This window comes from Variovorax boronicumulans (assembly GCF_030812215.1).
GTDB lineage: Bacteria > Pseudomonadota > Gammaproteobacteria > Burkholderiales > Burkholderiaceae_C > Variovorax > Variovorax boronicumulans_C.
The window spans coordinates 41,949-63,727 of record NZ_JAUSSG010000003.1 but is presented as its reverse complement, the minus strand read 5'-3'; the positions used below and the strand labels follow the sequence as shown (position 1 = coordinate 63,727).

At 66.7% G+C, this 21,779-nt stretch carries 21 protein-coding genes; 16 read left to right on the top strand and 5 right to left on the bottom strand.

Annotated features, from left to right (window positions below; genetic code table 11):
- Window positions 1–158: 158 nt before the first annotated feature.
- Window positions 159–1,391 (bottom strand): phosphoglycerate dehydrogenase, encoded by a 1,233-nt coding sequence (serA, locus tag J2W23_RS09575; RefSeq protein WP_307648545.1) that lies wholly within the window; start codon window positions 1,389–1,391, stop codon window positions 159–161.
- Window positions 1,392–1,617: 226 nt separating this feature from the next.
- Between serA and ugpB the strand changes: the two genes are divergently transcribed.
- The 6 genes from ugpB to J2W23_RS09545 all read left to right on the top strand — a co-directional run bounded on the left by ugpB (window position 1,618) and on the right by J2W23_RS09545 (window position 9,363).
- The gene (ugpB, locus tag J2W23_RS09570) at window positions 1,618–2,931 is read left to right on the top strand and encodes a sn-glycerol-3-phosphate ABC transporter substrate-binding protein UgpB (protein ID WP_176659397.1); all 1,314 of its coding nucleotides are present in this window, start codon (window positions 1,618–1,620) and stop codon (window positions 2,929–2,931) included.
- A 97-nt stretch (window positions 2,932–3,028) separates the two neighbouring features.
- The gene (gene ugpA / locus J2W23_RS09565; protein WP_176659396.1) at window positions 3,029–3,910 is read left to right on the top strand and encodes a sn-glycerol-3-phosphate ABC transporter permease UgpA; all 882 of its coding nucleotides are present in this window, start codon (window positions 3,029–3,031) and stop codon (window positions 3,908–3,910) included.
- A 39-nt stretch (window positions 3,911–3,949) separates the two neighbouring features.
- A complete protein-coding gene (gene ugpE, locus J2W23_RS09560; protein WP_176659395.1) occupies window positions 3,950–4,801 on the top strand; it encodes a sn-glycerol-3-phosphate ABC transporter permease UgpE in 852 nt (283 codons plus the stop codon).
- Window positions 4,802–4,942: 141 nt separating this feature from the next.
- Entirely contained in the window at window positions 4,943–5,950 is a 1,008-nt protein-coding gene (ugpC, locus tag J2W23_RS09555; protein WP_176659394.1) for a sn-glycerol-3-phosphate ABC transporter ATP-binding protein UgpC, read from the top strand.
- A 124-nt stretch (window positions 5,951–6,074) separates the two neighbouring features.
- A complete protein-coding gene (gene ugpQ, locus J2W23_RS09550) occupies window positions 6,075–6,818 on the top strand; it encodes a glycerophosphodiester phosphodiesterase (protein ID WP_307648544.1) in 744 nt (247 codons plus the stop codon).
- 67 nt (window positions 6,819–6,885) lie between these two features.
- Window positions 6,886–9,363 carry a DUF3772 domain-containing protein gene (locus J2W23_RS09545; protein WP_176659392.1) on the top strand — a complete coding sequence of 826 codons (2,478 nt, stop codon included), beginning with the start codon at window positions 6,886–6,888 and terminating at the stop codon, window positions 9,361–9,363.
- A 3-nt stretch (window positions 9,364–9,366) separates the two neighbouring features.
- Here the strand turns inward: J2W23_RS09545 and J2W23_RS09540 are convergent, their stop codons facing one another.
- Complete coding sequence (locus tag J2W23_RS09540; protein ID WP_176659845.1) at window positions 9,367–9,837, bottom strand: Lrp/AsnC family transcriptional regulator; 471 nt, start codon at window positions 9,835–9,837, stop codon at window positions 9,367–9,369.
- A gap of 210 nt (window positions 9,838–10,047) precedes the next feature.
- Between J2W23_RS09540 and J2W23_RS09535 the strand changes: the two genes are divergently transcribed.
- Genes J2W23_RS09535 through J2W23_RS09520 form a run of 4 tightly spaced genes read left to right on the top strand, consistent with a single transcriptional unit; the run spans window position 10,048 to window position 13,252 of the window.
- Window positions 10,048–11,028, top strand: a complete 981-nt coding sequence (locus J2W23_RS09535) for an ABC transporter substrate-binding protein (protein WP_176659391.1) — start codon at window positions 10,048–10,050, stop codon at window positions 11,026–11,028.
- A gap of 21 nt (window positions 11,029–11,049) precedes the next feature.
- On the top strand, window positions 11,050–11,946 hold the full coding sequence (locus J2W23_RS09530; protein ID WP_307648543.1) for an ABC transporter permease: 897 nt from the start codon (window positions 11,050–11,052) through the stop codon (window positions 11,944–11,946).
- Window positions 11,946–12,740 carry an ABC transporter ATP-binding protein gene (locus tag J2W23_RS09525; RefSeq protein ID WP_307648542.1) on the top strand — a complete coding sequence of 265 codons (795 nt, stop codon included), beginning with the start codon at window positions 11,946–11,948 and terminating at the stop codon, window positions 12,738–12,740. The genes J2W23_RS09530 and J2W23_RS09525 overlap by 1 nt, the downstream gene beginning before the upstream one ends.
- Window positions 12,740–13,252 carry a GNAT family N-acetyltransferase gene (locus J2W23_RS09520; RefSeq protein WP_307648541.1) on the top strand — a complete coding sequence of 171 codons (513 nt, stop codon included), beginning with the start codon at window positions 12,740–12,742 and terminating at the stop codon, window positions 13,250–13,252. Before J2W23_RS09525 ends, J2W23_RS09520 begins: the two co-directional genes overlap by 1 nt.
- Before the next feature lie 25 nt (window positions 13,253–13,277).
- On the opposite strand, the gene J2W23_RS09515 is transcribed toward J2W23_RS09520, so the two are convergent.
- Entirely contained in the window at window positions 13,278–13,556 is a 279-nt protein-coding gene (locus J2W23_RS09515; RefSeq protein WP_307648868.1) for a hypothetical protein, read from the bottom strand.
- A gap of 101 nt (window positions 13,557–13,657) precedes the next feature.
- Here J2W23_RS09515 and hemA point away from each other — a divergent pair, with 101 nt between their 5' ends.
- The 6 genes from hemA (at window position 13,658) to J2W23_RS09485 (ending at window position 19,206) form a co-directional block, all read left to right on the top strand.
- The gene (hemA, locus tag J2W23_RS09510) at window positions 13,658–14,929 is read left to right on the top strand and encodes a glutamyl-tRNA reductase (RefSeq protein ID WP_176659386.1); all 1,272 of its coding nucleotides are present in this window, start codon (window positions 13,658–13,660) and stop codon (window positions 14,927–14,929) included.
- Between the two features lie 97 nt (window positions 14,930–15,026).
- The gene (gene prfA / locus J2W23_RS09505) at window positions 15,027–16,115 is read left to right on the top strand and encodes a peptide chain release factor 1 (RefSeq protein WP_176659385.1); all 1,089 of its coding nucleotides are present in this window, start codon (window positions 15,027–15,029) and stop codon (window positions 16,113–16,115) included.
- Entirely contained in the window at window positions 16,115–16,963 is an 849-nt protein-coding gene (gene prmC, locus J2W23_RS09500) for a peptide chain release factor N(5)-glutamine methyltransferase (RefSeq protein ID WP_307648540.1), read from the top strand. Before prfA ends, prmC begins: the two co-directional genes overlap by 1 nt.
- A 31-nt stretch (window positions 16,964–16,994) precedes the next feature.
- On the top strand, window positions 16,995–17,321 hold the full coding sequence (gene grxD / locus J2W23_RS09495) for a Grx4 family monothiol glutaredoxin (RefSeq protein WP_176659383.1): 327 nt from the start codon (window positions 16,995–16,997) through the stop codon (window positions 17,319–17,321).
- Between the two features lie 18 nt (window positions 17,322–17,339).
- Window positions 17,340–17,870, top strand: a complete 531-nt coding sequence (locus J2W23_RS09490; RefSeq protein ID WP_307648539.1) for a cupin domain-containing protein — start codon at window positions 17,340–17,342, stop codon at window positions 17,868–17,870.
- A 52-nt stretch (window positions 17,871–17,922) separates the two neighbouring features.
- Window positions 17,923–19,206: a hemolysin family protein gene (locus J2W23_RS09485; RefSeq protein ID WP_307648538.1), complete on the top strand. Its 1,284-nt coding sequence runs from the start codon at window positions 17,923–17,925 to the stop codon at window positions 19,204–19,206.
- A gap of 63 nt (window positions 19,207–19,269) precedes the next feature.
- Here J2W23_RS09485 and J2W23_RS09480 read toward each other — a convergent pair whose 3' ends face one another.
- Both J2W23_RS09480 and J2W23_RS09475 read right to left on the bottom strand, forming a co-directional pair.
- A complete protein-coding gene (locus J2W23_RS09480; RefSeq protein ID WP_176659844.1) occupies window positions 19,270–19,944 on the bottom strand; it encodes a lytic transglycosylase domain-containing protein in 675 nt (224 codons plus the stop codon).
- Between the two features lie 53 nt (window positions 19,945–19,997).
- Window positions 19,998–21,743 (bottom strand): proline--tRNA ligase, encoded by a 1,746-nt coding sequence (locus J2W23_RS09475; protein WP_307648537.1) that lies wholly within the window; start codon window positions 21,741–21,743, stop codon window positions 19,998–20,000.
- Window positions 21,744–21,779: the final 36 nt, after the last annotated feature.

Genomic DNA, 21,779 nt, shown 5'->3' with positions numbered 1-21,779 from the left:
GGTGGGGCGCCTCGGCCGGGCGCTGCGCGCCCATAGCCGGGCTGGGGATTTTAGGACAGGGCCTGGGGTCTTGCCGCGTGGTGCGCCCGTTGCCCTTGTGCTAGGCGTCGGCCCGACGGCCGCGGGCCCTGCAAGCCACTCCGCTCGGCCCCTTCAGTTCAGAACAGCACGCGGCTGCGGATCGTCCCGGCGACCTTCGCCAGCTTCTCCAGCGCGAGGTCGGAGGAAGCCGCATCGATGTCCATCACCACGTAGCCGATCTTCTCGTTCGTCTGCAGGAACTGCGAGGAGATGTTGATGTGGTTGTCCGAAAAGATCTTGTTGATCTCCGACAGTACGCCCGGCACGTTCTGGTGCACGTGCAGCAGCCGGTGCTTGCCCGGGTGCGCGGGCAGCGCGACCTCGGGGAAATTGACCGAGGAGGTCGACGTGCCGTTGTCGCTGTACTTCACCAGCTTCTCGGCCACTTCGAGCCCGATGTTGGCCTGCGCCTCCATCGTCGAGCCGCCGATGTGCGGGGTCAGGATCACGTTGTCCAGGCCGCGCAGGGGCGACTGGAACTCGTCCTTGTTGCTGCGCGGCTCCACCGGAAACACGTCGATCGCAGCGCCCAGCAGCTTCTTTTCCTTCAGCGCGCCGGCGAGCGCGTCGATCTCGACCACGGTGCCGCGCGAGGCGTTGATGAGGATCGAACCCGGCTTCATGGCCGCGATCTCGGCGGCGCCGATCATCCATTGCGTGGCCTGCGTCTCGGGCACGTGCAGCGTGACGATGTCGCTCTGCCCCAGCAACTGGTGCAGGTCGCGCACCTGGCGCGCATTGCCCAGCGGCAGCTTGGTGACCACGTCGAAGAATGCCACCTGCATGCCCAGCGCCTCGGCCAGCACCGACAGCTGCGCGCCGATCGAGCCGTAGCCCACGATGCCCAGCGTCTTGCCGCGGATTTCGAATGCGTTGTCGGCCGACTTGAGCCAGCCGCCGCGGTGCGCCACCGCGCTTTTCTCGGGTACGCCGCGCAGCAACAGGATCGCTTCGGCCAGCACCAGCTCGGCCACCGAGCGCGTATTCGAATAGGGGGCGTTGAACACGGCCACGCCATGTTCGCGGGCGGCTTCCAGGTCGACCTGGTTGGTGCCGATGCAGAAGCACCCGGCGGCCACCAGCTTGTGGGCCGCGGCGAACACCTCGGCCGTCAGTTGCGTGCGCGAGCGGATGCCCAGGAAGTGAACGTCGGCGATCTTCGCCTTGAGTTCGGCGTCGGGCAGCGCACCCGGCAGCGACTCGATGTTGGTGTAGCCGGCGGCGCGCAGCACCTCCACGGCCGAAGGGTGGATGCCCTCGAGCAAGAGGAACTTGATCCTGCTTTTGTCGAGGGAGGTTTTGCTGCTCATGACGGTCTCGCAAAGGGCCCCGGCCGTGGCGACAAGCTGGGCCAAAAAAGGGAGGGCGATGCTAGCATGGTGCGGCGCAGCATGCAGGCCCGCAACCCGCGCCGAGCTTGATGCCAAAGGGGTTTCCCCGATTGGAAGATGACAGCGGTCCGTGCGCCAATGTGACGCGGCTGTGTCATTCACATGCCCTAGCATCCGCGCTTTCATTTTCCCTTCAGGAGTCTTCATGCGATTCAAGACGCTCGCGCTGGCATCGGCGTTGGCCGCGACCACGCTGTTCAACGTGGCCCAGGCCCAGACCGAGATCCAGTGGTGGCATTCCATGACCGCCGTCAACAACGAGTGGGTCAACGACCTGGCCAAGCAGTTCAACGAGAGCCAGAAGGAATACAAGATCGTGCCGACCTTCAAGGGCACGTACGACGAATCGATGACGGCTTCCATCGCGGCCTTCCGCGCCGGCAACGCACCGCACATCCTGCAGGTGTTCGAAGTGGGCACCGCCACCATGATGGCCAGCAAGGGCGCGATCGTGCCGGTCGGCCAGGTCATGAAGGACGCGGGCGAGAAGTTCGATCCGGCCGCCTACATCCCCGCCGTGGCCGGCTACTACACGGCCCCCAACGGCCAGATGCTGAGCTTCCCGTTCAACAGCTCCACCACCATCTTCTATTTCAACAAGGACGCCTTCAAGGCGGCGGGCCTGCCCACCGACAAGGCACCGTCGACCTGGCCTGAAGTGGTCGCGGCAGCGGCCAAGCTCAAGGCGAGCGGCCACAAGTGCCCGTTCACCACCGCCTGGCAGAACTGGACGCAGGTCGAGAGCTTCTCGGCCTGGCACAACGTGGAGTTCGCGAGCAAGGCCAACGGCCTGCAGGGCCTGGACGCCCGCCTGAAGGTGAACTCGCCGCTGCACCAGCGCCACATCGAGAACCTCGCCAGCATGGCCAAGCAGGGTCTCTTCATCTACAAGGGCCGCGGCAACGTGCCCGAGGCTTCGTTCGTCTCGGGCGAGTGCGCCATGATCAACACGTCGTCGGGCTTCTACGGCAACGTGGCCAAGAACGCCAAGTTCGCTTACGGCCTCGCACCCCTGCCCTACTACCCGGACGTGCCGGGCGCACCGCAGAACACGGTGATCGGCGGCGCGAGCCTGTGGGTCATGTCGGGCAAGAAGCCGGCCGAGTACAAGGGCGTGGCCAAGTTCTTCAGCTTCATCTCGACGCCTGAAGTGCAGTCCGCCAGCCACAAGCGCACCGGCTACCTGCCGGTGACCACCGCCTCGTACAAGCTCACCGAGGAATCGGGCTTCTACAAGCAGAACCCCGGCACCGACGTGGCCGTGACGCAGATGATCCGCAAGGTCACCGACAAGAGCCGCGGCATCCGCCTGGGCAACTACGTGCAGATCCGCGCCATCGAGGACGAAGAGCTCGAACAGGTCTGGAACGGCAAGAAGACCGCCAAGGAAGCCCTGGACGCCATCGTCACGCGCGGTAACGAGCAGCTGGAGCGCTTCCAGAAGGCGAACAAAAGCTAACGATCGTTAACCGGGCCTCTGTGTCCGGCTAATATCGCCCGCCCCGTTCGCTCTTGCACAAGGGCGGGCCGGGCGGGATTTTTTATTCAGAGGGATCATGGAAAAACGCGTTTTCTTTCGCTCGGGCTGGCTGCCCTGGCTGTTGCTGACGCCGCAGATGGCGGTGATCCTCGTGTTTTTCTTCTGGCCGGCGGGGCAGGCCATCCTGCAATCGCTGCAGCAGCAGGACGCGTTCGGCACCTCGATCGAGTTCGTCGGGCTGCAGAACTTCAGGGAACTGTTCCACGACCCGGCCTATGCCGAGTCGTTCAAGACGACCGCCGTCTTCTCGCTGCTGGTGGCCAGCATCGGCATCAGCCTGTCGCTGATGCTCGCGGTGTTTGCCGACCGCATCGTGCGCGGCGGCGTGTTCTACAAGACCATGCTGATCCTGCCCTACGCCGTGGCGCCCGCCGTGGCAGCGGTGCTGTGGGTCTTCATGTTCTCGCCCTCGCTGGGCGTGGTGGCCTATGCCCTGGGCAAGATCGGCATCAACTGGAACCACCTGCTCGACTCCGGCCACGCCATGACGCTGATCGTGATGGCCTCGGTGTGGAAGCAGATCTCCTACAACTTCCTGTTCTTCCTGGCGGGCCTGCAATCCATTCCGAAGTCGCTGATCGAGGCCGCGGCCATCGACGGCGCGCGCCCGTGGCGCCGGTTCTGGACCGTGCAGTTCCCGCTGCTGTCGCCCACCACCTTCTTCCTTCTGGTGATCAACGTGGTCTACGCCTTCTTCGACACCTTCGCGATCGTCGATGCGGCCACGCAGGGTGGCCCCGGCAAGGACACGACCATCCTGGTCTACAAGGTCTACCACGACGGTTTCAAGGGGCTGGACCTCGGCGGCTCGGCCGCGCAATCGGTGGTGCTGATGGTGATCGTGGTGGCGCTGACCGTCATCCAGTTCCGCTACGTCGAGAAGAAGGTGCAGTACTGATGAAGCAACAAGAAAAAACCAAATTCGGCGGAGCGCAGCATGGTTGAAAAGCGCGGCACCCACGGCATCCTGGCCCACGTCATCATGATCCTGGGCGTCTTCATCGTCGCCTTCCCGCTCTACCTGGCGTTCGTGGCTTCCACCCACACCGCGCAGGAGATCGTGCAGGCGCCGATGCCGCTCCTGCCCGGCTCGAACATCGTGGACAGCTACAAGGGCGCGCTCTTCGGGCGCGAGAACAGCGCGGGCTCCAACGCCCCGGTGGCGCACATGATGTGGGTGAGCTTTGTCACGGCGATGGTCATCGCCATCGGCAAGATCTCCATCTCGCTGCTGTCGGCCTTCGCCATCGTCTACTTCCGCTTCCCGTTCAAAAAAATCTGCTTCTGGGCGATCTTCGTGACGCTGATGCTGCCGGTGGAGGTGCGCATCCTGCCCACCTACAAGGTGCTGTCGGACCTGAACATGCTGAACACGTACGCGGGCCTCACGGTGCCGCTGATCGCGTCGGCCACGGCGACGTTCCTGTTCCGCCAGTTCTTCCTCACGGTGCCGGACGAGCTCACCGAGGCCTCGCGCATGGATGGTGCGAGCCCCATGCGCTTTTTCTTCGACGTGCTGCTGCCGCTGTCGAAAACCTCGATCGCAGCGCTCTTCGTGATCCAGTTCATCTACGGCTGGAACCAGTACCTCTGGCCGCTGCTGGCGACCACGAGCGAAGACATGTACCCGGTGGTGGTCGGCATCAAGCGAATGATTGCCGGCGGCGACGGGCAGAACGAATGGAATGTCGTGATGGCCACCGCCATCCTCGCGATGCTGCCGCCCGCGCTGGTGGTGGTCTTGATGCAAAAGTGGTTCGTCAAGGGCCTTGTGGATACCGAGAAATAGGCTCGCCCCCAGGCTGCGCGCACTTCGTGTCGCGCGCGCCTTCCCCCTACCGGGGGCACCACCAGCGGCCCGGCAAAGCCGGTTCCGCGGTGGTTCTGGAAATAACAGTGCCTCGTGATAGAGGTCGAAATCGAGAAGAACATGGCTGCTCTTTCTTTACGCAACGTCATCAAGCGCTACGGCCACGGGCCGAAAGCCAACCAGGTCATCCACGGCGTGAGCGCCGAGATCGCCGACCATGAGTTCATCGTGATCGTGGGCCCCTCGGGCTGCGGCAAGTCGACGCTGCTGCGCATGGTCGCGGGCCTGGAGGAAATCTCGGCCGGCGAGATCGCCATCGGCGGCAAGGTCGTGAACCAGCTCGAGCCCTCCGAGCGCGACATCGCGATGGTGTTCCAGAACTACGCGCTCTACCCGCACATGAGCGTGTTCGCGAACATGGCCTACGGCCTGAAGATCGCCAAGGTGCCCACGCCCGAGATCAAGGTGCGCGTGGACAAGGCCGCCAAGATCCTGGAGCTCGGCCACCTGCTCGAGCGCAAGCCCCGCGAGCTCTCGGGCGGCCAGCGCCAGCGCGTGGCCATGGGCCGGGCGATCGTGCGCCAGCCGCAGGTGTTCCTGTTCGACGAACCGCTGTCGAACCTGGACGCCAAGCTGCGCGCGCAGACCCGCCTCGAAATCCAGAAGCTGCATCGCGAGCTGGGCATCACCTCGCTCTTCGTCACGCACGACCAGGTCGAGGCGATGACGCTCGCGCAGCGCATCATCGTGATGAACGGCGGCGTGATGGACCAGTTCGCGACACCCGAAGAGGTGTACTCGCGCCCGGCCACCACCTTCGTGGCGAGCTTCATCGGCTCGCCGCCGATGAACCTGCTCAAGCACGCACCGGGCGTGCGTCCGGGCCAGATCCTGGGCATCCGCCCCGAGCACATGAAGCTCGACGAAAGTGGCTGGACGGTACAGGTCGAACAGGTCGAACTGCTGGGCGCCGAGCGCCTGGTGTACGGCCGCATCGGCGACGAACAGATCATCATGCGCACCGATGAAGGCGATCACCCGCCGGTCGCGGGCGACACGGTGAAGATCGCCGCGCGCGAAGACAAGCTGCACTGGTTCGACGCCGGATCGGGCAAGCGGGCGGACTAATGCTCGCCCCCAGGCTGCGCGCACTTCGTGTCGCTTCGCCAACCCCCTGCCGGGGACGACACCAGCGGCCCGGCAAAGTCGGTTCCGCGGTGTCTCGCGAAGGAGTCAGGGGCCCACTCGAAAAATGACAATGAACTCCTGGCCCTACCCTCGCTGGGTCGCGCACCGCGGCGCCGGCAAGCTCGCTCCTGAAAACACGCTCGCGGCCTTCCGCTTCGGCGCGGCGCATGGCTACCGCATGTTCGAGTGCGATGCCAAGCTCAGCGCCGACGGCGTGCCGTTCCTCATGCACGACGCCACGCTGGAGCGAACCACCAACGGCCGCGGCATCGGCGGCGCGCAGACATGGAGCGCGCTGTCGCAGCTCGACGCGGGCGGCTGGCATTCGCGCGCCTTCGTCGGCGAGCCGCTGCCCACGCTGGAGAACCTGGCGCGCTTCTGCCTGGCCAACGATTACCTGCTCAACATCGAGATCAAGCCGACGCCCGGTACCGAGCGCGAGACCGGCGAGGTCGTGGCGCGCGAAGCGGCGCGCCTTTGGCAAGGCGCCGCGATTCCCCCGCTGCTCACCTCGTTCCAGGTCGAATCGCTCAAGGGTGCCGCCGCGGTGCAGCCCGAGCTGCCGCGCGGCCTGCTGCTCGATTCGCTCCGCGAAGGCTGGCTCGACGCCGCGCTCGACCTCGGCTGCCAGGCCATCGTCTGCAACCATGCGCTGTGGGACGCCGCCACCGTCGCAAAGGTGCACGGTGCGGGCCTGCGCTCGTTGAGCTACACCGTGAACGACGACTGGGCCGCGCAACGGCTCATCGCGCTGGGCACCGACGGCATCATCACCGACCGGGTGGACCTGTTCAGCCCCGCAGGTTGAGGCTGCCGCCGGCCGAAGCTGCACTTCTTACCGGTTCTTACGAGATGGCGGCTTCTATGATGCGGCCATGAAACGGACCTCTCGCCTGGCGGGCTTCTGCCTTCCCGCCATCCTGGCCCTGCTGGCCCTCTCGATATGCGGTGGCGCCTTCGCGCAGCCGGACGCCGGCAACGGCAACCCCAACAACAACGCCAACACCGCCGCCGCGGCGCCGGTGCCCACCGTCGCCGAATTGCGTGCGCAGTTCGCCAGGATCGCACCCGCGGGCAAGGCCAATGCCAACGCCATTCCGGGCGTCGAGGAAGATGTGCGCAAGCAGCTCGCGCAGATCAATGACATCGGCGCCCAGGCCGACAAGTTCGTCGCCTCCCGCACCGGCGACCTGGCCGACCTGAACGCGCGGCTCGGAGAATTGGGCAACCCGCCCGCCGCCGGCGCCACCGAAGACCCCAACATCACGCGCCAGCGCGCGCAGCTCACCAAGGAGCGCAATGCGCTCGATGCGGACATCCGCCTGGCCAAGCTGCTGTCGATCGACGTGCGCCAGCGCGGCACCGACCTCGTGTCGCAGCGACGCCAGCAGTTCGAGGCGGAGCTCACCAGCCGCGCCGCCTCGCCGCTCAACGGCACGTTCTGGAACGACCTGCGCGAAGCCTGGCCCGACGACCTCGCCCGGCTGCAGGCGATCGGGCTGGCGCTCGACGACGGTTTCACGCAGGCGCTGGAACCCGAGAGCCGCACGCCGGTGCTCGCCGCGCTCGTCGGTGCGCTGCTGCTCGCATGGCTGGGCGTGTGGGCCGCCGAGCACGGGCTGGCGCGCCTGGCGATGCGTGTGCTGCCGGCCGGGAGGCTGCGCCGCTCGCTGCTGGTGATCGCCATCGTCGCGACCCACGTGCTGCTGGTCGCGGTGGCCGCGCACGGCTTCGTGGAGGTGCTCAAGGCCTATGCCACCTGGGACGCGCAGGCCCGCAAGGCGCTGCAGTCGGCGGCGCAGGCGCTGACCTTCATGGCGTTCGTCATCGGCCTGGGGCGCGCGCTGCTGGCCACCGCCCGGCCGTCGTGGCGCCTGCCGCCCATTCCCGACGCCACGGCCAAGCGGCTGTCGGCGCTGCCGTGGCTTGTGGCGCTGGTGGCCGCACTCGCATGGACACCCGCGGAGATCAACGCGCTCATCGACGCCAGCTTCGCCGCCGTGGTGGGCACGCATGTGCTGACGGCGCTGCTGCTCACCGCGCTGGTGGGCACGGTCGTCTATCGCCTGAAGGCCCTGCGCGCCGACGCACCCGAGGCCGGCCTGCCCGAACGGCCGATGTGGGTCGGCCTGCTGGTCGCGCTCATCGGCGTGCTGATGATCGTGACCTGGGTCCTGGTGGCCGTGGGCTACGTCGCGCTCGCAAGCTTCCTGGCCACGCAGCTCACCTGGAGCGGCATCGTGGCCGCGGCGTTCTACGTGCTGTTCAAGTTCGCCGACGACGTGTTCATGGCACTGGTGTCGTCGCGCAGCACCTTCGGCCAGAAGCTGCAGAAGAGCTTCAACCTCGCGCCGCAGACGCTCGACCAGACGGCCACGGTGCTCTCGGGGCTGAGCCGCGTGGCGCTCTTCTTCTACATGCTGATCGCGCTGGCCGCGCCGCTGGGCACGGGGCCGGGCGAGGTGTTCCAGCGCAGCGGCAAGTTCGGCACCGGCGTGAAGGTGGGCGAATTCCAGCTGGTGCCGGGCGCCATCTTCAGCGCCATTGCAGTGGCGGTGGTCGGCTTCATCGTGCTGCGGGTGTTCAAGCGCTGGCTCACGCGCAGCTACCTGCCCAACACGAAGCTGGAGCCGGGCATGCAGAGCTCGCTCACCACGCTGCTGGGCTACGTGGGCGGCATCCTGGTGGTGGCGTTCGCGCTTTCGGCGATGGGCATCGGCATCGAGCGCATCGCGTGGGTGGCGAGCGCGCTGTCGGTGGGTATCGGCTTCGGGCTGCAGGCGATCGTGCAGAACTTCATCTCGGGGCTGATCCTCCTGGCGGAGCAGCCGGTGAAGGTGGGCGACTGGGTGGTGCTGGGCACGGCCGAGGGCGACGTGCGGCGCATCAACGTGCGCGCCACCGAGATCGTGCTGGGCGACCGCTCCACGCTGATCGTGCCGAACTCGGAGTTCATCACCAAGACGGTCCGCAACATGACGCTGTCCAATGCCGAGGGCCGCGTGCTCATCCGCCTGCCGATGCCGCTGACCACCGACGCGCAGCGGGTGCGCGAGCTGATCCTGGAAGCCTGCCGGGCGCACGAAGGCGTGCTGGAAACGCCGGCGCCTTCGCTCACGCTCGAGGGCATCGAGAACGGGCTCCTGATCTTCCAGGCCATCGCCTATGTGGCGAGCCCGCGACTGGCGGGCGGCGTGCGCAGCGACCTGCTGTTCGTGATCCTGGACGAGCTGAAGAAAGCCGGCCTGCCGATGGCGACGCCGACCACGTTCATGATGGCGCCCGCCGAGCCTGCCGCCGCTGCGCCGGCACCCGCGACGCAGAACTCGCCGATTCCCGGCATGCCGACCTGAGGCTCACTCCAGCGGCAGGGCCGTGGTGCACTTGATCTCGTTGAGACACACGCTCGAGCGCACCGCCGACACGCCCGGCATGTGCATCAGCGTGTGCATCAGGAACTGCGACAGCGACTCCAGATCGCGCGCGACCACCTTCAGCACATAGTCGAAGTCGCCGGTCACCGAGTAGCACTCCAGGATCTGCTTCAGGTCGGCGATCAGGTCCTGGAACTTGGGCAGCTCGTCGACATGGCCGCGCGCCATGGTCACGTGGATGAAGGCGATCACGCCGAGGCCGACGTGGCGCGCATTCAGCCGCGCCGCATAGCCGCTGATGAGCCCCAGCTCTTCGAGCCGCCGGTGCCGCCGCAGGCACTGGGCGGGCGAGAGATTCGCGATTTCGGAGAGCTCCAGGTTCGATGCGCGGCCATTCGCCTGCAAATGCTCAAGAATCCGCCGGTCGATGCGGTCTAGTTCAATCTCGTGCAATTTCATCTCTTACATCCTCGTTTGGATGCAATTATGTTTCTTAAAGCGGGGTAAGCACTAGCCGTCCATGCACCTTAATTGTGCAAAGTACGGTCTAGACTTCGAGGCTGCCGGGATTGCACGCGCAATTCCCGACGCCGCTGAATTCCCCGCCCCGGCGCACGCCGACGGCCCACTCAGACGCCCTCATCCCCATCCGGAGATCCTCACGTGAAAAACGCCCTGCTTCGCACCCCTTTCAGCGCCGTCGCCCTGGCCCTCGGCATGCTGGCCGCCGCGCCCTCGTTCGCAGCCGACACCAAGTCGGTGGCCGTGACCGCCATCGTCGAACATCCCGCGCTCGATGCGGTGCGCGACGGCGTGAAGGCCGAACTCAAGGCGGCGGGCTACGAAGAAGGCAAGAACCTCAAGTTCACCTACCAGAGCGCGCAGGGCAACGTGGGCACCGCCGCCCAGATCGCCCGCAAATACGTGGGCGATGCGCCCGATGTGATCGTCGCCATCGCCACGCCGTCGGCCCAAGCCGTGGTGGCCTCCACCAAGACCATTCCGGTCGTGTACTCGGCCATCACCGACCCGGTGGCCGCCAAGCTGGTGAAGAACTGGGACGCCACCGGCACCAACGTGACCGGCGTGTCGGACCTCTCGCCGCTGGAAAAGCACATCGGCCTCATCAAGCAGGTGGTGCCGAACGCCAAGCGCATCGGCGTGATCTACAGCCCCGGCGAAGCGAACTCGGTGGCCATCGTCGCCTCGCTCAAGAAGGCCGCGGCCGACGCCGGCATGACCGTGGTGGAAGCCGCCGCCGCCCGCACCGTCGACGTGCCGACCGCCGCGCAGAGCCTCGTGGGCAAGGCGGACGTGATCTACACGCCGACCGACAACAACGTGGTCTCGGCCTTCGAAGGCATCGTGAAAGTCGCCCAGCAAGCCAAGCTGCCGGTGGTGGCGGCCGACACGGCCACCGTCGAGCGCGGCGCCGTGGCGGCGCTGGGCCTGAACTACAGCGACATCGGCCGCCAGACCGGCAAGATCGTCGTTCGCATCCTCAAGGGCGAGAAGCCCGGCACCATCGCCTCGCAGACCAGCACGAACTTCGAGCTGGTGGTGAACCCCACCGCCGCCAAGGCGCAGGGCGTGACGCTGTCCGAATCGCTGCTCAAGACCGCCAAGGTCGTCGCCACGAAGTAAGAAGCCCGCTTCTTTTTCCTTATGTCGCTCATCGCTTCGCTGGGCGCCATCGAGATCGGTCTGATATTCGGACTGGTCGCGTTGGGCGTCTTCATGTCGTTCCGCATCATCAATTTTCCCGACCTCACGGTGGACGGCAGCTTTCCGCTGGGCGCCGCCGTGGCCGCGACGCTGATCGTTCTGGGCTGGAACCCGGCCGCCGCCACCGCGGTCGCCTGTGTCGCCGGCGCCGCGTCCGGTTGGGTCACGGCCTGGCTCAACGTCAAGCTCAAGATCATGCAGTTGCTCGCGAGCATCCTGGTGATGATCGCGCTGTACTCCATCAACCTGCGCGTGATGGGCAAGCCCAACGTGGCACTCATCACCGAGCCCACCGTGTTCACCATGGTCGACTTCGGCGGCATGCCGGAGCAATGGGCCAAGCCGCTGTTGCTGCTGTTGATCGTGATCGTCGCGAAGATCCTGGTCGACATGTTCTTCGCCTCTGAATCGGGTCTCGCAATGCGCGCCACCGGCGGCAATGCGCGCATGGCGCGGGCCCAGGGCATTTCGACCGACTTCCACACGATGGCGGGGCTGGCCCTCTCCAACGCGCTGGTGGCGCTGGCCGGCGCGCTCTTCGCGCAGAGCCAGGGCACGGCGGACATCTCGATGGGCGTGGGCACGATCGTCATCGGCCTGGCGGCGGTGATCATCGGAGAGACACTGCTGCCCGCGCGCAGCATGGTGATCACCACGCTGGCCTGCGTGCTGGGTGCGCTGCTCTACCGCTTCTTCATCGCGATGGCGCTCAACACCGATTTCATGGGCCTGCAGGCGCAGGACCTGAACCTGGTGACCGCCGTGCTGGTCGCGTTCGCGCTGCTGGTGCCCGCCTACAAGCGCAAGCTGGGCGGCCTCTTCAAGGGGAAAAACTGATGCTGCGCGCTCAAAACCTGGAGATGACCTTCAACCCGGGCACGCCGATCGAGAACCGCGTACTGCGCGGGCTCAGCCTGGAAATCCCGACGGGCCAGTTCGTCACCGTGATTGGCTCGAACGGCGCGGGCAAATCGACCTTTCTCAATGCGGTGAGCGGCGACCTGATCGTCGACAAGGGCAGCATCGAGATCGACGGCAAGGACGTGACGCGCCTGAACGCCTGGCAGCGCTCGGGCATGGTGGCCCGTGTGTTCCAGGACCCGATGGCCGGCACCTGCGAGGCGCTGACCATCGAGGAGAACATGGCGCTCGCGTGGAAGCGCGGCGAGCGGCGGGGTTTCGGCTTCTCGCTCAACCGGAGCCTGCGCGAGTTGTTCCGCGAAAAGCTGTCGATCCTGAAGCTGGGGCTGGAAAACCGGCTGGCCGACCGCATCGGCCTGCTCTCGGGCGGGCAGCGGCAGGCGGTGAGCCTGTTGATGGCGTCGCTCAAGCCTTCGCGCATCCTGCTGCTGGACGAGCACACCGCCGCGCTCGACCCGAAGACCGCCGCCTTCGTGCTGGAGCTGACCGCGAAGATCGTCGAAGGCAGCCAGCTCACCGCGATGATGGTGACGCACAGCATGCGACAGGCGCTGGACTACGGTTCGCGCACCGTCATGCTGCACGAGGGGCAGGTGATCCTCGACGTGGCCGGGCCGGAACGCTCGGGCCTCGATGTGCCCGATCTGCTGCGGATGTTCGAGCAGACGCGCGGCGAAAAGCTCGACGACGACAAGCTGCTGCTGGCCTGATGGTGGCAAGTGCCGTCTTCGTGCGTGCGATGCATGCGGACGACCTGGACGCGGTGCTCGCGATCCAGCTCGCCTGCTACGGCGCGGGCTTCGTGGAAGACGGTGCGCTGATCGCGCGGCGGCTGGCCGCGGCGCCGGAGACGGGGTGGGTGGCCGGACAGGACGGGGAAGTCAGGGCCTATCTGGCGGCCTATCCCTCGATCGCCGGCAAGCTCACGGCGTTGCATGGCGAGTTCGAGGTCGCATCGAAAGCCGACGCGCTGTACCTGCATGACCTGGCGGTGCACCCGGCCGCTTCAGGCCTGGGCCTCGGGCCGCGGCTCGTGCGGCATGCGTGGGAGCACGCGGCAGAGGCCGGCTGGCGGCAATCGACGCTGGTGTCGGTGCAGGCGTCGATGGGTTTCTGGGAGCGGCAGGGCTATGTGGCGACGCAGCCGGACGGCCCAGCGCAGCAGGGGCGGCTCGCGACTTACCCCGGCGATGCGGTCTACATGGTTCGCCGCATCGGCTGAACCTGTTATTTTTACCTGTTGTTTTTCAGCGGCGCCAACCGCGCATGGCGAGCCACTGCATGGTGCCGCAGACCGCCACCAGCGCGGCATAGGTCGTCATCACGCCATCGCGGCCGAACACCACCAGGCCCGCGACGAGGACCAGCACGCCGGCGCCAAAGGTGATTGCCCACTGCACCCACCAGCGCGGCGCGCCGGTGCTGCGCCCACCGAGAAAACGTGCCACGGCGGCCAGCACCAGGGCGACGAAGGCCGCGGGTGCGACGAAATTGAGCAAGTGGTTCAGGAGGGCCGAAAGGTCCATCGGGCGGGCCGCGAACATGCGGCGAGGGTTATGGCTGTCATAGGGAAAGCCATTTGTCCCTCGTCAAGCCTGGTGCGGTTGCTGATTTTATAATCACGCCCATGTCTGTCTGGGCTCTTGGCTTGAACCACACGACCGCGCCGCTCGATCTGCGCGGTCGTTTTGCGTTTGCGCTCGACCAGATCGCCCCGACGCTGCAGAGCCTGCGCAGCTCCTTCCCCAGCAGCCGCCACCCCCAGGTGGAGGCCGCGATCATCTCGACCTGCAACCGCACCGAGATCTACTGCGCCTCCGAACACATCGCGCTCGACCACACGTTCGGCTGGCTGGCCGAGAGCGGCGGCGTCGCCCCCACCCTGCTGCGCTCCCACGCCTACACCCTGCACGACGACGAGGCTGCGCGCCACGTCTTTCGCGTGGCCAGCGGGCTCGATTCGATGGTGCTCGGCGAGGCCCAGATCCTCGGCCAGATGAAAGATGCGGTGCGCGCGGCCGAGAACGTCGGCGCCCTGGGCACCACGCTCAACCAGCTGTTCCAGCGCTCGTTCGCCGTCGCGAAGGAAGTGCGTACCGCCACCGAGATCGGCGCGCACTCGATCAGCATGGCCGCCGCGGCCGTGCGGCTGGCCGGACAACTCTTCGAAGACCTGCGCAAGACGCGCGTGCTGTTCGTCGGCGCGGGCGAAATGATCGATCTCGCGGCCACGCACTTCGCGGCCAAGGAGCCGAAGTCCATTGCCATTGCCAACCGCACGCTGGAGCGCGGCGAAAAGCTCGCCACGCGCTTCGGCGGCGAGGCAATGCGGCTGGCCGACCTGCCGGCGCGGCTGGCCGAATTCGACATCGTGGTGAGCTGCACCGCGAGCACGCTGCCGATCATCGGCCTGGGCGCCGTCGAGCGCGCGCTCAAGGCGCGCAAGCACCGCCCGATCTTCATGGTCGATCTGGCTGTGCCGCGGGACATCGAGCCCGAGGTGAAGGCGCTGGAAGACGTCTACCTCTACACCGTGGACGATCTCGCGCACGTGGTGCAGCAGGGCCAGGCCAACCGCCAGGCCGCGGTGGCGCAGGCCGAAGTCATCATCGATGCGGGCGTGCAGAGCTTCATGCACTGGCTGGGCCAGCGCAGCACGGTGCCGTTGATCCAGCAGCTCAATGCGCAGGCCGACGAATGGCGCGCCGCCGAGATGGCGCGCGCCCGCAAGCTCCTGGCCAAGGGCGAATCGGTCGATGCGGTGCTCGAGGCGATGTCGCGCGGGCTCACGCAGAAAATGATGCACGGCGCCATGGCCGAGCTGCATTCGGGCGATGCCGCATCGCGGGAGCAGACGGCACAGACCATCTCGCGCCTGTTCCTGCGCAAAGAGCGTTAGCGACGCTCGTCAGCGGCCCGGCCCTGCGTGCCGCGGTCTTCCTGCGCCCTGCCGCTGCATGCGGCATTCATCCCCCATTTTTCGAGCTCCTTCTTCCGTGAAATCCTTTCTGCGTCATCAACTCGAACGCTACGTCCAGCGCCTTGGCGAGCTCGACTTCCTGCTCTCGCGCGAAGACATCATGAGCGACATGGCGCAGTACCGCACCATCTCGCGCGAGCACGCCGAGGTCACGCAGATCGCTGGCCGCTACGAGCGCTACAAGCAGCGCGAGGCCGACATCGCCGGCGCGAAGGAAATGCTCGACGACCCCGACATGGCCGAAATGGCGCGTGAGGAAATCGCGGGTGCCGAAGCCGAGCTGGTGCAGCTCGAAGAGGAACTGCAACGCCTCTTGCTGCCCAAAGACCCCGACGACGCGCGCAACGCCTTCATGGAAATCCGCGCCGGCACAGGCGGCGACGAATCGGCCCTGTTCGCGGGCGACCTGCTGCGCATGTACACGCGCTACTGCGAGCGCGCCGGCTGGCGCTGCGAAGTCGTGAGCGAGAGCGAGAGCGAACTCGGCGGCTACAAGGAAGTGGTGATCCGCATCGTGGGCGACGACGTCTTCGGCCACCTGCGCTTCGAGTCGGGCGGCCACCGCGTGCAGCGCGTGCCGGCCACCGAGACCCAGGGCCGCATCCACACCAGCGCCTGCACGGTGGCCGTGCTGGCCGAGCCCGACGAGGCCGTGGCGGTGCAGATCAACCCCGCCGACCTGCGCATCGACACCTACCGCGCGAGCGGTGCGGGCGGCCAGCACATCAACAAGACCGACTCGGCGGTGCGCATCACGCACATCCCGACCGGCATCGTGGCCGAGTGCCAGGACGACCGCAGCCAGCACCGCAACAAGGCCAAGGCGCTGCAGGTGCTGTCGGCGCGCATCCAGGAAAAAGACCGCAGCGAGCGCGCCGCCAAGGACGCGGCGATGCGCAAGGGCCTGATCGGCAGCGGCGACCGCTCGGACCGCATCCGCACCTACAACTTTCCGCAGGGGCGGCTCACCGACCACCGGATCAACCTCACGCTCTACAAGCTGCTGGCGATCATGGAAGGCGACCTGGGCGACGTGCTGGACGCCCTGCGCGCCGCCCGCGAGGCCGAGCAGCTGGCCGAGCTGGAATCGAGCCTGCCGGCGTGATGACCGACGCCACTGCACCGTCCACCGTGGCACAGGCGCTGTCTGCGGCTGTCGCCCTGGGGGTCGATCGCCTCGATGCCCAGTTGCTGCTGCTGCACGCGCTGGGCCGTGCACCGCACGACCGCGCCTGGCTGCTCGCGCACGACACCGATGCCATGTCCCATGCCGCATGGGCGGCGCTCGCGGCGCAACTGTCGCGCCGCCTGGCGGGCGAGCCGGTGGCCTATCTGCTCGGCACGAAGGAATTCCACGGCCTCGACCTGCAGGTGGATGCGCGGGTGCTGGTGCCGCGCCCGGACACCGAAACGCTGGTCGATTGGGCCCTGCAATGTCTCGAAGGCCGCGCCGCACTGCGCGTGCTCGACCTCGGCACGGGCAGCGGCGCGATCGCGCTGGCGCTGCAGCATGCGCGCCCGGATGCGCAGGTCGATGCGGTCGATGCCAGCGCCGACGCGCTCGCGGTCGCCGAAGCCAACGCCCGGCGCCTCGGACTGCCTGTGCGTTTCGCCCAGGCCCACTGGCTTGACGGTGCCGCCGGCGGCTACACGGTCATCGCCAGCAATCCGCCGTACATCGCCGCCGACGACCCGCATCTGCCGGCGCTGAAGCACGAGCCGTCCTCCGCGCTGATCGCGGGCGCGGACGGCCTCGACGACATTCGCCAGATCGTCCAGAACGCCCCCGACCACCTCGCCGACAGCGGCTGGCTGCTGCTCGAGCACGGCCACGACCAGGCCGCCGCCGTGCGCCAACTGCTCGAAACCCGCGGCTTTGCCGAAGTCCAAAGCCGGGACGACCTGGCAGGCATCCAGCGCTGCTCGGGCGGAATCTGGCGCACGGTGAAATAATCCCCTCAGCCCCCACTTTTCAGGAGTCCCCATGTCCGACGCCCAGCAACGCATCGACGACCTCGTCAAAACCAACGACCTCGTGCTCTTCATGAAGGGCAATGCCAGCTTCCCGATGTGCGGTTTCTCGGGCCGCGCGATCCAGATCCTCAAGGCCGTGGGCGTCGACACCAAGACACTCAAGACCGTCAACGTGCTCGAGGACGACGGCATCCGCCAGGGCATCAAGGAATACAGCAACTGGCCCACCATTCCCCAGCTCTACGTCAAGGGCGAATTCGTCGGCGGCTCGGACATCATGATGGAGATGTACGAGTCGGGCGAGCTGCAACAGGTGCTGAACGGCAACCCCGCCTGATTCTTCTCGGGGCCCGCCATGAGCCACGATCACGCGGACCACGGCCACTCGCATGACCATCCAGGCGATGGCGATGGCGATGACGCCGCCCCGGCCTGGAAGCACGACGGCGTGCGCGTGATCGGCGCCAACCAGCTCGACGTCAACACGGCGCAGACGCCCGGCATGAACCGGGCCGCCGCCATCAACTTCGCCCGCGTGGGCGCGCAGAAACTCTGGGCCGGCACGGTCACCATCCATGCCGATGCCAAGACCGGCGCCCATCACCACGGGCACCTCGAATCGGTGATCTACGTCGTGCGCGGCCGGGCCCGCATGCGGTGGGGCGAGAAACTCGAATTCACCGCCGAGGCCGGCCCGGGCGACTTCATCTACGTGCCGCCCTATGTGCCGCACCAGGAAATCAACGCCAGCGCGACCGAGACGCTCGAATGCGTGCTGTGCCGCAGCGACGGCGAGGCGGTGGCGGTGAATCTCGACATCGAGCCTGTAGAGAAACCCGAATCGGTCCTGTGGGTCGACCCGACCCATCCGCACGGCGGCGTCTGAGGGTTTTTCGCGGGCCGAGTCATGGCACCATGGCACTCTTCGACGTGCCACCATGACTCTCACCCAAAGCCTGCTCATCATCGTCCTGCTGATCGCGATGAGCGCGTTCTTCTCTCTTGCCGAAATCACCCTGGCCGCCTCGCGGCGCCTTCGCCTGCGCCAGATGGCCGACGAAGGCGATGCGCGCGCCGAGCGCGTGCTGCGCGTGCAGGAGCAGCCCGGCCACTACTTCACCGTGGTGCAGATCGGCCTCAACGCGGTGGCGATCCTCGGCGGCGTCGTGGGTGAGGGCTCGCTCAGCCCCTATTTCGCGCGTTTCTTCGAGAGCTGGCTGAGCGTGGAGGCGTCTGCCAATGTGGCCTTCCTTTGCTCCTTCGTGATCGTGATCGCGGTGTTCCTGGTGTTCGCCGACCTGTTCCCCAAGCGCCTGGGCATGAGCGACCCGGAGCGCATCGCGGTGCGCATGGTCGGGCCGATGCTGGTGCTGATCACCACCTTCAAGCCGCTGGTGTGGTTCTTCACCCGCTGCACCGACCTGCTGTTCAAGCTGCTGGGCATGCCGATGGCGCGGGACGACAAGATCACCTCGGCCGACATCCTCGCGATGACCGAGGCCGGTGCGCGGGCCGGGGTTCTGGCGGTGCGGGAGCAGCAGGTGATCGCCAACGTGTTCGAGCTCGACACGCGGCTCGTGAGCAGCGTGATGACGGCGCGCGACAGCATCGCCTGGTTCCTGCACGACGACCCCGAATCGGTGCTGCGCGCGCGCATCGTGGCCGAACCGTTCTCCGCCTACCCGGTGTGCGACGGGGACATCGACCACGTGCTCGGTTATGTCGATGCCAAGGACATGTTCCAGCGCGTGCTCAGCGGCCAGCCGCTCGCCTTCGACCAGGGCCTCACGCTGCACAAGGCGCTGGTGATTCCCGACCGCCTCTCGTTGACCGAGGTGCTGGAGCAGTTCCAGCAGGCGCACGAGGACTTCGCGATCATCGTCAACGAGTACAGCCTCGTGGTGGGCGTGATCACGCTCAACGACGTGATGAGCACGGTGATGGGCGACCTCGTCTCCATGCCCGACGAGGAGCAGATCGTGAAGCGCGACGAGAACTCGTGGCTGATCGACGGCATCACGCCGATCCAGGATGTGCAGCGCGCATTGCACATCGACGAGCTGCCGCATGCGGACGAATACGAGACGCTTGCGGGCTTTTTGATGGTGATGCTGCGCCGCGTGCCCAAGCGGACGGACAGCGTCGCCTGGGGCGGCTACACCTTCGAGGTGATGGACGTCGACAGTTATCGCATCGACCAGGTCATGGTCACAAAAACCTAGCCTGTCGCTTCGGCCGTTTCCGGCCAGGCGAAGCCGGTTCCGCGGTATTCCTGAAACAGAGATTCAAGCTGCCGAACGGTCGCGTTCGCGATCCCGCTCGCGTTCCCGCGCCTTGTCGTCGTAGGCCCAGAGCCGCTGGTTCGCAAACACGGCGTTCGGGTACGGCGACTTGCCGCGGCTGCCGTTGTAGCGGCCGAGGGTCATGTACAGGTCACCGTTCTCGCGGTCGAGGTAGTGGCGCAGGATCACGCAGCCAAAGCGCAGGTTGGTCTGCATGTGGAAGAGCTTGGCCGGGTCGCTGTCGCCGATCACGCGGGTCCAGAACGGCATGACCTGCATGTAGCCCCGCGCACCGGCGCTCGACACGGCGAACTTGCGGAAGTTGCTCTCGACCTGAACCAGCCCGAGCACCAGGCTCACATCGAGCCCCGAGCGCTTGGCTTCGTACCAGATGGTCTGCAGGAATTCCTTGCGCGAAGGCCAGTCTGCGATCTTCTTCTTGAGCCGCTCGCTCATTTCGCCAAGCCAGCGCAGGTAGGCCAGGCGCGCCTCGGTGGTCGTGAATTCGGGTACCGGCGGCGCCTTGTTGTGGATGGCCGAACTCAGCGCGGTGCGCACCGAGTCGATCAGGGGCTCTTCGATCTGGGCACCGGCGAAGGCGACCTGCGGCAACGCCGTCAGCGACAGGACGCCCGAAGCCGCGGCAACGCCAAGGCACTTGCGCCGCGAGATGGCCATGCCATCCGCCGCGGCGGCGGCCCCTGGGTCGTCGTTGCAACGGCCGGGGAAGCTCATGCGGCGAGCTTGCCGGCGATGAAGTCGGCGATGCCGGCCGACGGCACCTTCGTCGCCGCCGTATCGCGGCGGTGCTGGTATTCGAGCTGGCCTTCCTTCAGGCCCCGATCGGAGATGACCACGCGGTGCGGCACGCCGATCAGTTCCCAGTCGGCGAACATCGCGCCGGGGCGTTCGCCGCGGTCGTCCAGCAGCACGTCGACGCCCTTGGCGAGCAACTCTTCGTAGAGCGCCTCGGCCGCGACCTTGACCTCGGGGCTGCGGTCCATGCCGATCGGGCAGACCACCACGGTGAACGGCGCCAGCGCGTCGGGCCAGATGATCCCGCGCTCGTCGTGGTTCTGCTCGATGGCGGCGGCCGGCAGGCGGGTGATGCCGATGCCGTAGCAGCCCATCTCGAGGAACTGGGGCTTGCCGCCTTCGTCGAGGTAGGTGGCGTTCATGTCCTTGCTGTACTTGGTGCCGAGCACGAAGACGTGGCCGACCTCGATGCCGCGCTCGATGGCCAGCACGCCCTTGCCGTCGGGCGAGGCGTCGCCCGCCACCACATTGCGGAGGTCCGCCACGATTTCCGGCTCGGGCAGGTCGCGCCCCCAGTTGACGCCAGTCATGTGGAAGTCGACTTCGTTGGCGCCGGTGATCCAGTCGGCCAGCACGGCGGCCTCGCGGTCGGCGACGAGCTTGACGGGCTTCTTCAGGTTCAGCGGGCCGAGGTAGCCGGGCTTGCAGCCGAAGTGCTCGTCGATCTCGGCAAGCGTGGCGAAGCGGAAGCCCTGGTCCAGGCCCGGCACCTTGCTGACCTTGATCTCATTCATGTCGTGGTCGCCGCGCAGGAGCAGCAGCCAGACCTGCGAGCCCTTCGGGTTGCCGGCCTCATCGAGGATATCGGTGGCCAGCACCAGCGACTTGATGGTGGTCGAAAGCGGCACGCCAAGCAGTTCGGCCACGTCTGCGCAGGTGCTCTTGCCCGGCGTCGGCGTCTTCTCGAGTGCCTTGGCGGCCGCAGGACGCGGACCGGCCGGGGCGAGCGCCTCGGCCTTTTCCATGTTGGCGGCGTAATTGCTGTCGGGGCAGTAGACGATGGCGTCTTCGCCGGTGGCGGCGATCACCTGGAATTCTTCGCTCAGGTCGCCGCCGATGGCGCCGCTGTCGGCCGCGACAGCGCGGTAGCGCAGGCCGAAGCGGTCGAAGATGTTGCGGTACGCCTGTGCCATGACCTGGTAGCTGGCCTTGGCCGCGTCGAGGTCGCGGTCGAAGCTGTAGGCGTCCTTCATGATGAATTCGCGCCCGCGCATCAGGCCGAAGCGCGGACGGCGTTCATCACGGAACTTGGTCTGGATCTGGTAGAAATTCTTCGGCAGCTGCTTGTAGCTGCGGATTTCCTGGCGCGCGATGTCGGTCACCACCTCTTCGCTGGTCGGCTGGATGACGAAGTCGCGATCATGCCGGTCCTTGATGCGCAAGAGCTCGGGGCCCATCTTCTCGAAGCGGCCGGTCTCCTGCCAGAACTCGGCCGGCTGGACCACCGGCATCGTGAGCTCGACGGCGCCGGCGCGGTTCATTTCTTCCCGCACGATGGCCTCGACCTTGCGGATCACGCGCAGTCCCATGGGCATGTAGGTGTAGATGCCCGTGCCGAGCTTCTTGATCATGCCGGCCCGCATCATCAGCCGGTGGCTCGCCACCTCGGCATCGGCGGGCGCTTCCTTGAGGGTGGAGACAAAAAATCGGGAAGCTTTCATCGGGATCGGTGGGTGATGGATTCGCTGGATTCGAGG